The sequence below is a fragment of the Candidatus Baltobacteraceae bacterium genome (assembly GCA_035502855.1).
GTDB lineage: Bacteria > Vulcanimicrobiota > Vulcanimicrobiia > Vulcanimicrobiales > Vulcanimicrobiaceae > Aquilonibacter.
In genome coordinates this window covers 19,405-31,902 of record DATJTX010000006.1, presented here as the reverse complement: position 1 = coordinate 31,902, position 12,498 = coordinate 19,405, and the positions used below count along the sequence as shown (strand labels likewise).

Genomic DNA, 12,498 nt, shown 5'->3' with positions numbered 1-12,498 from the left:
TGAAGAACACCATCAACACGATGGTCGACCAGCTCAACTCGTTCGCGAGCGAGGTGACGCGCGTCGCGCGCGAGGTGGGCACCGAGGGCAAGCTCGGCGGGCAGGCCGACGTGCGCGGGGTCGCCGGCGTCTGGCGCGACCTCACCGACAGCGTGAACTTCATGGCCGGCAATCTCACCGCGCAAGTGCGCAGCATCGCCGCGGTCACGACGGCGGTGGCCAACGGCGATCTCTCGAAGAAGATCACCGTGAACGTGCGCGGCGAGATCGCCGAGCTCAAAGACACCATCAACACGATGGTCGATCAGCTCAATGCATTTGCCTCCGAGGTGACGCGCGTCGCGCGCGAGGTGGGTTCCGAAGGCGTGCTCGGCGGACAGGCTCACGTAGCGGGCGTCAGCGGCGTTTGGAAGGATCTCACCGACAACGTCAACTCGATGGCCGCAAACCTGACCAATCAAGTCCGCGGTATCGCTCAGGTCGTTACCGGTGTCGCCAACGGGGACCTGAAGCGCAAGCTCACGCTGCAAGCGCGCGGTGAGATTGCCGAGCTCGCGGAGACCATCAACGGGATGATCGATACGCTGGCGACCTTCGGCGACCAAGTAACGACGGTGGCGCGCGAGGTCGGCTTCGAAGGCAAGCTCGGTGGACAGGCGGCCGTACCCGGCGCCGCCGGTCTCTGGCGCGAGCTCACCGACAACGTCAATCAGCTTGCTGCACAGCTCACCAATCAGATTCGCGCGATCTCCGAGGTTTCGACCGCCGTGACGAAGGGCGACCTTTCGCGACGGATCGATATCGAGGCGCGCGGCGAAGTCGGCGAGCTGACGAGCATCGTCAACGAAATGATTCAGAACTTGCGCGACACGACGCGCAAGAACGCCGAGCAGGACTGGTTCAAGACGAACCTCGCGCGGTTTACCGCAATGCTGCAGGGGCAGCGCGATATCAAGGTCGTGACGCAGCTCATCATGTCGGAGCTCGCACCGCTCATCGGCGTTCAGAGCGGCGCTTTCTACCTCAGCGATGCCGTCGAGGGCTCCGGGTACCTGCGCCTCATCGCGAGCTACGCCTTACCGAAGGACCGCCGCGATCGCGGCGTTATCTCGTTTGGCGAAGGGCTCGTCGGACAGTGCGCCGTCGAGGGACGGCGCATCATGATGAGCGACCTTCCGTCGGCATATCTGCGAATCGAGTCTGGTGTCGGGCACGCCGACGCCGCGCACGTCGTCGTGTTGCCGGTACTCTTCGAAGGCGAAGTGCGAGCCGTGATCGAGCTTGCTTCGTACAAGGGCTTCAGCGAGATCCACTTGCTCTTCCTGGATCAGCTGATGCAGTCGATCGGCATCATGCTCAACACCATCACCGCTTCCATGCGAACCGAGGAGCTGCTCGAGCAGTCACAGTCGCTGACGAGCGAGCTCCAGAGCCAACAGCTCGAGCTCAAACAAACCAACGACGAGCTCGAGGAGAAGGCGCGCCTCCTGCAAGAACGCAACGCCGAGATCGAGCGGCGAACACGAGAAATCGAAGAGGCGCGCGCGGAGGTCGAAAAGAAGGCCGAGCAGCTCGCGCTGACGTCGAAGTATAAATCGCAGTTCCTCGCAAACATGTCACACGAGCTGCGCACGCCGCTCAACAGCCTGCTCATTCTCTCCAAGCAGCTCGCGGCAAACCCCGAAGGAAACATGTCGGAGGAACAGGTCGAATACGCGGAGACGATCCGCTCCGCCGGTACCGACCTCCTCACCCTCATCAACGACATCCTCGACCTCTCGAAGATCGAGTCGGGCACCACCGCCATCGATCTGCAAGAGGTTTCGATCGATTCGATCGAGACCGAGGTCAAGCGCACGTTCAATCAGATCGCGATCGACAAGGATCTCGAGTTCGTCATCACGCGCGACGCAGACGTTGCGCCTTCGATCACGACCGATCCGACGCGGTTGCAGCAGATTCTCAAGAACCTGCTCTCGAACGCGTTCAAATTCACGACCGAAGGCGCCGTGACGCTGCACATCAGCGCCGAGCATGGCCGCACGCTGCCCGTTCCGGGACCGGCAGTTGCGTTCGCGGTCAGCGATACGGGCATCGGCATTCCGCAGGACAAGTATCACGTGATCTTCGAGGCGTTCCAACAAGCGGATATGGGAACGTCGCGTAAATTCGGTGGAACGGGTCTCGGGCTCTCGATCAGCCGCGAGATCGCGGCGCTGCTCGGCGGCGAGATCGCGGTCGAAAGCGCGGTCGGTATCGGCAGCACGTTCACCTTCTATCATCCAGCGCAGCGCGCGATCCCGGCTCGCACCGACGGCGGCACGCACGCGACGCGCGTGCGCTCGCTGCAGACGAGCGCCGGAACCGTGCTCGACGATCGTTCGACGATCGAAGCGGACGACCGTACGCTGCTCGTGATCGAGGACGATCCGACCTTCGCGCGGCTGGTGATGAGCTTTGCGCGCGCGCGAGGCTTCCGAACGATCGTCGCACAGACCGGCGAAGAAGCGTTGGAACTGGCGAACCGCTATGTTCCCGACGCGATCACGCTCGATATCGGCCTTCCTGACATGGATGGATGGAAAGTGCTCGAGGCGCTGCGCGAAACGAGCGTGACGTCGCACATTCCGGTCCACGTCATCTCGGGCGGCGAGCAACAGCAGCGCGCACTCGAGGCCGGTGCCGTAGCGCACCTGCAGAAGCCGATTTCCGAAGAAGCGCTGGTCGACGCCTTCGACCGGCTCCTCGGCTACGCGGAGAGCCGCTGCAAAAACGTCCTCGTGGTGGAGGACGACGTCGTGCAGCTCAATGCGATGGTGAATCTGATCAGCACCGGAGAAATCCAGGTCACCTCGGTCTCGACGGCCGACGCCGCTCTGACCTCGGCGCGTCGTCAGCAGTTCGACTGCATCGTGATCGATCTCGGGCTGCCGGACATGAGCGGTGAAGAACTGATCGATCGTCTGCGTTCCTCACCCGCAACGGCAACGGTTCCGATCATCGTCTACACCGGACGCGAACTCTCGCGCGAGGAGGAAGCGGGCCTGCGGCGCCTCGCCTCGACGATCATCGTCAAAGACGGGTTCGCAACCGAGCGGCTCACCGACGAACTCAACTTCTTCCTGCATCGCGTCGAAGCCGATCTTGCGCCGTCGAAACGGACGCCGCCCGACGACTCGAATGCGGCGCTCGCACATCGGCGGGTGCTGATCGTCGACGACGACGCGCGCAACATCTTCGCATTGGACGCGGCTCTGCGGGGCTACGGCATGGAAGTCGTGAGTGCCGAGAGCGGTCTTGCGGGCATCGAGATCTTGCGCTCCCGCGACGATGTCGATATCGTGCTGATGGACATCATGATGCCGGAAATGGACGGTTATGAAACGATCCGCCGGATCCGCGCGGACAATCGCATCGGCGACATGCCGATCATCGCGCTCACGGCCAAGGCCATGAAGGGAGATCGCGAAGCATGTATCGCGGCCGGAGCGTCGGAGTACGTGAGCAAACCCGTCGATATCGATCAACTGACGTCGTTGCTCAGGATATGGTTGAGCAAGTAGCGGTCGAAGCGGCCGGCGTCGCGCTGAACCTTCGCCGCGACGATCTTGCGGATATCGAGCTGCAGTTGCTGCTCGACGCGCTCGTCCGCTATGGGGCGTGCGACTTCCGTGGATTCAACCAGGCGGTGCTGCGCCGCCGCGTCGCCGACGCTATGCGTGCCGAAGGCGTAGCGACCATCTCCGGTCTGCAGGAGCGGCTGCTCCACGATGAACGCGCGTTCGCTTCGTTCGTGGTCTCGATGCGCAGCGGAACCGCGCAGCCGTTCACGGATCCGTCACTGCTGCGGGCATTCGTCGCCAATGTCGTGCCGCTGCTGCGAACGTACTCGTTCGTCCGCGTCTGGGTCCCCGGCGCGGGCCCGGGGGCCGACGCGTATACGCTGGCCGCCATCCTCGACGAGGCCGGAATTCTTGCGCGCACGATCATCTATGCGACGTTCGCCAATGACGCGTCGGTGGCGATCGCGAAGGCGGCGATGTGCCGGCACTCGGGCCGCTCGAATCTCGAGGCAGCCGCACGCATGGCGGGGTTGGAGCGTCCGCTCTCGGAGTATTTCGAAATCGACAATGAATTCGCCGTGCCGAAAGAGCGCCTGCGCGAGAGCGTGATGTTCGCGCGCCACAATCCGGCGTCGGATGCGTCGATCAACGAGTTTCACGCGATCGTCGCACGAGGCTTCCTGCCCTTGCTCAACGGCGCGGTTCAATACCGCTTGCACTCCCTGCTTTTCGAAAGTTTGATGCACCTCGGTTTTCTCGCACTCGGTACGGGCGAAACGATCGCGCACAGCGCGCACGAGGGCGCGTTCCGGCAGGTCTCACCCGACGAGCCGATTTTTCGACGCCTCCGCTAGCGGGAATACTCCCTTCATATGGATGCGAAGTATGAAGCGGCAAGCTACGACACCTATGACGAGGCCGAAGCGGCGGTGAACCGTCTCGCGGCGCTCGGCTACGGAAAAACCGAGATCAGCGTCATCGTCGGCGACCCTCCGCATGCGAGCAAACGGATGGGAGGAACCGGCGTCGGCATCGGCGCGGCCACGGGCGGACTGCTGGGCGCGATTCTCGCCGCCGCTGCCGGCGGAACCGCCGTACTCGCTACCGGCGGCGCCGCGATCCCGTTCGTCATCGGACCGCTCGCCGGGCTGCTTGCCGGAGGCGCGGCCGGCGCCGGAATCGGCGGCGTTGCCGGCGGCCTGATGCAGCTCGGATTGCAATCCGACGACTGGGACGAGAAACTGCACAGCGGCGGCATGGTCGTCGCCGTCGCCCTCAAGAATGAACGCGACCGCGAAGGCGTTCGCACGGCGCTCCTCGGTTAGCGATGATGCGCCCAACCCGCGGCGAGAATGAGCGGAAGTCCGAGCAGCACTTGGAAAGCCAGTGATACGAGAACGAGCGTTCCGACGCCGTGATCGTAAAGAACGCCCATCACCGCACTGCCGATAAACCAAGCGATCCCATAGGCGGCATCGAAGGCGCCGAGCGCGCTCGCGCGCGATTCGGCCGGCGTCAACGCCGAAACGACCGCAGGAAAGACCGTATCCTGGACGCCCATCCCCACACCCCACAGCACGACACCGAGCACCGCGATCCACCTGCCGCCGAGAAACGCAAGCGGCGCGTAGGCCGCGACCGGAAGTAAGACCGGCAGGAGGATGCGCGGTCCAAACCGATCGTACGCCTTTCCGAGCAGCGGTGACGCAATCGCAGCCGCCAACATCGCCGCCGCGTATACGATCGGCACCATACCCGCCGCAAAGAGCTGGATGCGCGCAAAGTGATACGAGATCAGCGCGAAGTCGGCAAAGCCGGCAGCTAGGCACGATGCTCCCGCGACGTAGAGCCAAAACGCACGGTCCATTCCGACGCGTCCGCGTTGCGTTGCGTCCTTTCGTTCGAACGATGCCGGGATCGGGAAAAGCGTTCGCGCGAACGACAAGACCGCGAGCGCGAGCACGGCCGGAATCGCGAGCACGCCGAACGCCTTCGTGTAGCCGGCGCCGACGAACAGGAGCCCGGCAACGATCAACGGCCCGAGCGTCGCACCGGTTTGGTCCATCGCCTCGCGAAAGCCGAAGACCCATCCGCGACCAAGTTCGGAGCCGGCATAGGAGACCATCGCATTGGTCGCCGGTTTGCGCAAGCCGCGTCCGAATCGTTCGCCGACCACGAAGATCGAAGCGACCGGCCACGTGCGCGCGAAGGCGAGAGCCGGAACGCTGAGCAGATTGATCGCGTATCCGGCGATCCCGAAATCCCAGTAGCGCTTGGTCCGGTCGGCTACGATTCCCGCGTAGTAGCGCAGTCCGTAACCGACCAGCTCGCTGAATCCGGCAACGACCCCGACGATCGTGCCGCTCGCACCGAGCACGGCGAAGAACGGTCCGATCACGCTGCGCGCACCTTCGTACGTCATGTCGCCGAAAAGGCTCACGACGCTCATCAGGAGCACGAACCGAAACGCGTGTGACTTCATCGCCGTCTCGCCGCGCGGAGATAGTCGGCGAGGATCCAGGCTGATCCGGCAATCCCGAGGTTTTCGGCGTTGCCCGTCCAGCTATTGAGGCCATGTGGATGGGAGAACGGCGCGGGAAGCCAAATCAGCAATCCGAAGCCGACGATCATCGCGGTCGTGAGCCGAGCCGCGAGAAGGGCGGACCGTCCGGTGAGCAGCGCGATCGCTGCGAGCGCAAAGGCAATCGTCGTCGCTACCGCCCAGAACATGTGCCACGGGATCCAGTTCGGAATGAAGTCGGCCGTTCCACGAAGATAGATGAGCTGCTCGAGCGTGAACGAGACGACGGAGATGGCGAAGCCGTAGTATCCGGTCCGCGCGATCCTCCCCGCCTGCGCCGGATTGCGGCGATCGAAGGTCGCGTACACGATCAGCGCGCCCGAGACCATCGAGAACTGCTCGAAGAAATTTCCCAAGCTGTCGTAGACGTGCGGCTTCGCCAGAAAGATCGGCAGCCACAGCAACGCAAAGGCGAAATAGAGCGCTCCCAGCGCCAGCGCGCCGGCGCGCGCCGTGCGTTGAAATTGGATTGCGATGCCGCCGAGAATCTCGATCGCGGCCACGAGGTAGAGCGCAAGCTCGCGATACGGGATGTTTCCGAGCGGCCGGATCTGTTGCCACACGTTGAAATCACGAAACGCCAGAGCACAGATGCCAAAAAGGATCGCCGCCGCGCCGTACACGTGGCGGCCCACATCGTATCTCACCGAGTCGTTATGACGAATGAGACGACTCCTGGTCGAGCCGCGCATATCCCAGAGCCGGGCTCTTGGCGAAAAACCCCCGAGGCTTGAAGTTGACGCCGACGCGCTCGCTCGGCATGATCGGAAAATCTTCGGGACGCGTCACGTGCGTGAACCCGAGACTGTACCACACAACGACGTCTTTATCGTAAATGCTGCGATCATCCGCGTACCGGACGAGCGAGTCGCCGTAATCCTCCGGATGCTGGTTGGGATACCAGCCGGCGGCGTAGAACTGACGCGCATCGTACGGTGTTACCCAGAAGTGACGCTGCACGAATGAGGTGGGCTCGCCGTAGCGATATCCGGGAATCGAGGAGAACGTATTGGTGATCGCCTCGATCTCGTAGCCGGCGAAGTGCCCGATCTGCGAGCGCTTGGACGGATTGTACACGACCCACGAGCGATTCGTTTGGTCGTTCAGCATCCGGCACGCTTCGCGCGAGGTCCCGAAGACCGTGCGGGTGACGCTCAGCGCTCGTCCGGCCGGGTTCGTTTTCGGATTGGGCGGCAAACGCTTGACGTTGTATTCCTCGACGGCGTTGGCCGTGCCGTCGATATCGAAATCGAGCCGCAGATTGATCCAGTGCTGGTGCGTGACGCCGAGCATCTGGGGTGAAACCAGCGTACCGAATTCCTGATCCCCGCCGGTTTCGTACACCCCGGGCCCGCGCGTCGCTTCCTCTTTGCAGACGCTGCAGGTGAGGTCCGCGATCGTCTTGTCGAGGATCATGCCTTGCAGCTCACCCTCGAATCCGAACGAGCCGTCCAGGCGGAAGATCCATTGGAAGATGTAATCGTAGTTGCCGACGTTCGTAACGTATCCGACCACGAGCTCTTTGGCGCGCGCGTAGATGTGGCGCTTGTCGGAGGCTTGCACGTGCGCGAAGAGCGCCCCGTTTTCACGTTCGTAGAAAAAGACGCGGCCGGGATCGATCCGTGCTTCGAGCGACGTGTCCGGCAGCACGGCGTCCAGCACCAGCGCGTTGTTCGGCAGTTCCTTGCCGGCGCGCAAACGCACGGCGACCGCGCCCAGACCGTACTCGCCGGAATCGAAAAACTCGCGCCAAATCCAGCCGGGCGACGGATCGGCGTACGGCACGAGCATTTCGGAGACGGCCGCCCGATAGCAGATCGACCGCACGCGGCCCTCGTCCTCGAAGCCGATCTGATGCAGCACGAGACCTTCGCGCTGATTGAAACTGTAGCGAAAATTCCATCCGTGCCAGCGGACCTGATTGCCGTCGAAGCGCAGCCGGCTGCTCGTCGGCGGCGAGATGCCGAGATCGCGCGCCGGCTTCTCCGGTCCCAGGACCGCTCGGCTGAAAATATCTTCGGGGACGTGCCGCGTGGCAATCGCACCGGGAAAATCGCGGATGGCGAGAATCGATTCGCCGTAGACGTCGACCAGCGCCATCAATCCCTCGACGTACGGTCCATAGTCGTTGATCCCGCCCTGCTTGTCGGCAAAGAGCGCGCGCACCGCGCGGATCGTCGTGCCGTCGCGAACCAAGGCCGGATCGTCTCCGGGAGCATACATGTCGATGAAAAAGCGATCGGAAATTTTGCCTTCGATTCGGTAGCCGCGCGCTTCCAGCGCAGCCTTGACCTTCGGCGATTCGTCGACCACCGCGATTGCTGCGTCGAACTCGTCCTCGGTGACGAAAGGCTGAAGGTCGTGCAAGTTGCGATTCGAGAGAACCGTCTGGGCATGAACGTCGACGATCATTTCGTAGGCCGTGCGGTTTTCAGGAGAGAGCGCCACCACGAGCGCCTCACGGCGGAAGGGCTTACCCGGTTTCCACGCGAGCACTTCCGCCTTGGGCGGCTCGTGCAACTGAACCCATCCGTACGTCGTGCGCCGGCCGAGCATCGGTTGGCCGGCGACGGCCTTCTTGATGCGTGCGAATTCGGCCGCGGTGAGCGGGTCGAGCGGATGCATCACCTGTTCGGGAACGGTGATATGCGGCGGCGCGGCCGTCGCGGCGACGGTCGCGGCGGCGGCACCGAGTGCGACGAAATTGCGCCGTGACAGAAGGCCCGTGGTCTGATCCCGTCCGCTCATAACACGATTCCTTCGGCGTAAGCCGACCAAGCACGCAAACATATGCGCGCAATCAGCATCTACGGCAGGTGCCTCCGATCGCCTCTCCGTAAGCTGGTACGATGCAGAAAGTCGCTACGAACGCGGGTTCTTTGATGTTGGCGGCGGTGCTTGCGCTCTCGGGCTGCAACGGCTCGACCGCACCGGCTGCAGCCACGCCGACGAACATCTCCGGCGATTACAGCGGGACGATGCAGGACGCGCAAGGCGGCAGCGGCACCGTGACGGCAACGCTCGCCCAGACGGGGTTCAACGCGGGCGGCACGATCACCGACACGGAAACCTCCGCAACCCTCTCGGCGCAAATCTCGCTGACGATCAGCACGGCGAACGCCGTCAAGGGTTCGATCGTGATCGACTATCCGGATAACGGACCGACCTGCTCGTTCAGCACGACCGGCACCTATAATACGAGCACCAACGTGCTCAGCGGTTCGTACACCGCCGTGACGAACTGCTCGGGTGATTCGGGGACCTACTCGTTAACGCAGCAGTGTACCGACACCATCACCAACGGCGTGCGTCGAGCCATCACCGGCATCGCGCCCTGCTAGCGCCGGCATAAGAACCGCTTGCGCCTCGTCGAGACGCAAGCCCGTTCCACGCTGCACGAGCGCCTCGAACGAACGCTCCGGAAGCGCTTTCTTGATGACGTGCGACGCAGCTTCGAGAGCCAGCCGATCGTCCTCTTCGCCGCTCCATTCGAGTTGGCTTAGCTCGCCGCAGGCGTAGCCGAACAACAGCGCCGCATCCTCCGGTGCACGCGCTGAGAGGAACGGTGTGCAGAACGCGATGGCGAGTGCTCGCATCAACGGATCGTTTCTCTCCAGCGCCGAGGTGAGCGCTGAGCGCGCGTGCGGTTCGGCATCGTTGAGCCGGCCGCTCACCAGCGCGTTCACGCAGATAGTCAGCTCGAGCGCGGTGCGCACGTCGCCCTCGGCCCACTCCAGCGCCTGCGTCGCAAGCTCGATCGCCCGGTTCCCCGATTCGCGAGACGACCACCACTGCAAAACACGGCACATCTCGTCATGGGCGTGCGCCGAGCGCGCCGCGTTCAACGCTTCTTCAAAGAGCACGCGCGCTCGTTCGATCTCCGACGGCGGCAGCGAAAACGCACATCGGCGCAGGACCGCGACAAGCAGGCGCGGGTCGCCGAGTTCGCGGGCTTTGCCGATCGCCTCCTCTGCCGGCGCTTTGGCTTCGTCGTAGCGGTGGGATCGCGCCATCAACTGCGCTTCTTGCGAAAGCGCGCGGACCAAGCCGCGCGGCTCTGACGATGCGCGAAGCAATGCGACCGCGCGCCGGGCCGACGTGAGGGCTGCTTCGTTTTGCCCGAGGTTGTTCTGCATCATCGACGCGACGTATTCGATGCGCCCGGTCGTAGCCGCCGAAACGGACGGCACCGCACGCGCCGCCTCGCACCATCGTAATCCTTCGGCGAGCAACTGCATGCGCAAGAAGATCGGGCCGCAATCGGCGGCGAGCTGCGCTCCGGTGTTTCGATCGCCCGGACCTTCGAGCAAATAGGCAAGCGCGGCGCGGAAATTATCGATATCGGGAGCGAGCCGCTCGAGCCAGCCCGCCGGGAGCCGCGAGTCGAACTCGTGGTACGCCTGCGCCGCCAGCGCCGCAAAATACGCGGCATGATGATCTCTCGCGATCGCTTCCGCCTTATGCTCGATCGCCTTCGCCGCCGCAAGCGCGCGAATGCTCTCGAGCAGCCGGTAGCGCGTCGTGAGCGCGAGCGTTACCGTCAGCAATGACTTGTCGGCGAGCGACGTGAGGATATCCAAGACCTCAAACTCGTCGGGATCGTCGCCGTCGCAGCAGACCGCCGCTGCCGCCCCGAGCGAGAATCCGCCGCGAAATACGGCCAGCCGCTCGAACAGCGCTTGCTCCTTCGGCGCGAGCAGATCGTAGCTCCACTCGATCGTCGCGGCGAGCGTTTGCTGCCGGGGAACCGCCGTATGCGAGCTGCTCGTGAGGAGCCGAAAGCGTTCGTGCAAACGCGCCGAGATGTCGTTCGGACTCAGTACGCGAACGCGTGCGGCCGCGAGCTCGATGGCGAGCGGAATTCCATCGAGACGATCGCAGATGTCGCGGACGACCTGCTCGTGTTCGTGCGCGTCGAATCCCGGCACGACCGCCGCCGCGCGCGCCGCGAACAGCTCGACCGCCGCCTTTGGCGCCAGCGGTCCGAGACGAAAGACCTGCTCGCCTGTGAGATGGAGCAGTTCGCGGCTCGTCGCCAGCACGCTCACGCGCGGAGCGGCGGCGTGAATCCGCGAGACGAGTGCAGCGACCTCGCCGACGACCTGCTCGCAATTGTCGATGACGAGAAGCGCCTCGCGCGGCCGCAGATGATTCAAGAGATGCGCCGTCTCGCTTCCTTCTTCGGCCGGCCCCGCTTCGAGCGCCGCCAGGACCGTCGCGGGAACCAGCGCGCCGTCGGCGATCGGCGCGAGATCGATGAACCACGCGCCGTGCTCGAAACGATCGATTGCGCTCGTCGCGCATTGCAGCGCGACGCGTGTCTTGCCCACGCCGCCGGAGCCGGTTATGGTCACGAGCCGCGATCGCGCGAGAGCGGCATCGATCTCGCCGAGCTCACGCTCCCGGCCAATCAGCGGTGAAAGGAGGGCCGGAGCATTCTTGGGCGCGCGAGCGCTGCTCTTTGCCGGCGTGCCGTCGATGAATCGAATGACGTGCTCCATTTGCGCGTCGAAATCCCGGCCCGAGGTCACGTCGGCCGCGTTGAGGTACGTCAGCTTCCGCAGTGTTTCGGGCAAGTCGTCCGCGCCGGGCATCGGCGTGCGATCGAGCAAAATCGGAACCACGCGCAAGCCGATCTCGAACGCGCGCTCTACCTCCATCCGCACCGGATCGTTCGGTTGTTTGATCCGCGTCTCGCCGGCGGTCAAGGGCCCGAGCCAGCGTGGGCCGATCAGCAGCAGCAGATAATCGGTCTGCCGCAACGCATCGTCGATGCGTTCGCGGTAGTCCTGGCCGAACTCGATGGCGTCGAAGTCCATGAAGACGGCGCCGGCGCCAAAGCGATTCTTGAGGCGCTCGAAGATCAACCTCGCGAGCCCCGCCGAATCCTCGCGCCGATATGAAAGGGTGACGCGCGGCATCCAGGTCACGTTGGGTGGTTCCGGCTCGGGTTCCTACGACGCCGTAAAAAAGCGACAGCACGCCAGCGCGAGCGACGCGACCGCGAGAGCAAGATAAAAACCGGGGAACGCGATGTTATAGAACACCCGGGCGCGCACGTGCGCGATGACGGCGCCGGTGAAGAAAATCACCAGTCCGGCCGCGCCCGCAATTCCGATGATGCGAATGCCAAGCATTCCCAGGAGAAGCCCCACGACGCCGGCCGCTTTTAACGCTCCGAGAAGCGGCAGCCACGATCGCGAAACGTGCACCTCCCGGGCGGTCTTGAGCACGAAGCCTGCATTGGCAAAGTCGGCCGCGACGGCGCCGGCATTGACAACGATCGTGACGCCGGTCACGGCAAGATATGCGAGATTCATTCGTAGCCTCCGCCGCCTGGACGCGCGCAGCCCG

Annotated in this window: 9 protein-coding genes; 4 read left to right on the top strand and 5 right to left on the bottom strand. The window is 63.9% G+C overall.

The annotated features are described in order from the left end of the window. From VMF11_01560 to VMF11_01550, 3 genes are all read left to right on the top strand, one after another. A partial coding sequence (locus VMF11_01560) for a response regulator (GenBank protein ID HTU68980.1) occupies positions 1 to 3,563 on the top strand: 3,563 nt, incomplete at its 5' end. Continuing rightward, positions 3,548 to 4,417 carry a CheR family methyltransferase gene (locus VMF11_01555; GenBank protein HTU68979.1) on the top strand — a complete coding sequence of 290 codons (870 nt, stop codon included), beginning with the start codon at positions 3,548 to 3,550 and terminating at the stop codon, positions 4,415 to 4,417. The genes VMF11_01560 and VMF11_01555, both read left to right, overlap by 16 nt. A gap of 18 nt (positions 4,418 to 4,435) precedes the next feature. After that, entirely contained in the window at positions 4,436 to 4,888 is a 453-nt protein-coding gene (locus VMF11_01550; protein HTU68978.1) for a general stress protein, read from the top strand. Here VMF11_01550 and VMF11_01545 read toward each other — a convergent pair. Genes VMF11_01545 through VMF11_01535 form a run of 3 tightly spaced genes read right to left on the bottom strand, consistent with a single transcriptional unit; the run spans position 4,885 to position 8,892 of the window. Further along, positions 4,885 to 6,045 (bottom strand): MFS transporter, encoded by a 1,161-nt coding sequence (locus VMF11_01545; protein HTU68977.1) that lies wholly within the window; start codon positions 6,043 to 6,045, stop codon positions 4,885 to 4,887. The genes VMF11_01550 and VMF11_01545 overlap by 4 nt on opposite strands. Continuing rightward, positions 6,042 to 6,791 carry a hypothetical protein gene (locus VMF11_01540; GenBank protein HTU68976.1) on the bottom strand — a complete coding sequence of 250 codons (750 nt, stop codon included), beginning with the start codon at positions 6,789 to 6,791 and terminating at the stop codon, positions 6,042 to 6,044. Before VMF11_01540 ends, VMF11_01545 begins: the two co-directional genes overlap by 4 nt. Before the next feature lie 7 nt (positions 6,792 to 6,798). Further along, complete coding sequence (locus tag VMF11_01535; GenBank protein HTU68975.1) at positions 6,799 to 8,892, bottom strand: hypothetical protein; 2,094 nt, start codon at positions 8,890 to 8,892, stop codon at positions 6,799 to 6,801. A 101-nt stretch (positions 8,893 to 8,993) separates the two neighbouring features. Here VMF11_01535 and VMF11_01530 point away from each other — a divergent pair, with 101 nt between their 5' ends. After that, the gene (locus VMF11_01530; GenBank protein HTU68974.1) at positions 8,994 to 9,485 is read left to right on the top strand and encodes a hypothetical protein; all 492 of its coding nucleotides are present in this window, start codon (positions 8,994 to 8,996) and stop codon (positions 9,483 to 9,485) included. Here the strand turns inward: VMF11_01530 and VMF11_01525 are convergent. Further along, positions 9,414 to 12,065 carry a TIR domain-containing protein gene (locus VMF11_01525; protein ID HTU68973.1) on the bottom strand — a complete coding sequence of 884 codons (2,652 nt, stop codon included), beginning with the start codon at positions 12,063 to 12,065 and terminating at the stop codon, positions 9,414 to 9,416. The genes VMF11_01530 and VMF11_01525 overlap by 72 nt on opposite strands. A 33-nt stretch (positions 12,066 to 12,098) precedes the next feature. Further along, positions 12,099 to 12,464, bottom strand: a complete 366-nt coding sequence (locus VMF11_01520) for a DoxX family protein (protein HTU68972.1) — start codon at positions 12,462 to 12,464, stop codon at positions 12,099 to 12,101. Positions 12,465 to 12,498: the final 34 nt, after the last annotated feature.

Excerpts from the sequence above, each read along its gene's own strand:
- VMF11_01555 (HTU68979.1), top strand. The coding sequence starts at position 3,548 with ATGGTTGAGCAAGTAGCGGTCGAAGCGGCCGGCGTCGCGCTGAACCTT.
- VMF11_01550 (HTU68978.1), top strand. The coding sequence starts at position 4,436 with ATGGATGCGAAGTATGAAGCGGCAAGCTACGACACCTATGACGAGGCC.
- VMF11_01545 (HTU68977.1), bottom strand. The coding sequence starts at position 6,045 with ATGAAGTCACACGCGTTTCGGTTCGTGCTCCTGATGAGCGTCGTGAGC.
- VMF11_01535 (HTU68975.1), bottom strand. The coding sequence starts at position 8,892 with ATGAGCGGACGGGATCAGACCACGGGCCTTCTGTCACGGCGCAATTTC.
- VMF11_01530 (HTU68974.1), top strand. The coding sequence starts at position 8,994 with ATGCAGAAAGTCGCTACGAACGCGGGTTCTTTGATGTTGGCGGCGGTG.
- VMF11_01525 (HTU68973.1), bottom strand. The coding sequence starts at position 12,065 with ATGCCGCGCGTCACCCTTTCATATCGGCGCGAGGATTCGGCGGGGCTC.
- VMF11_01520 (HTU68972.1), bottom strand. The coding sequence starts at position 12,464 with ATGAATCTCGCATATCTTGCCGTGACCGGCGTCACGATCGTTGTCAAT.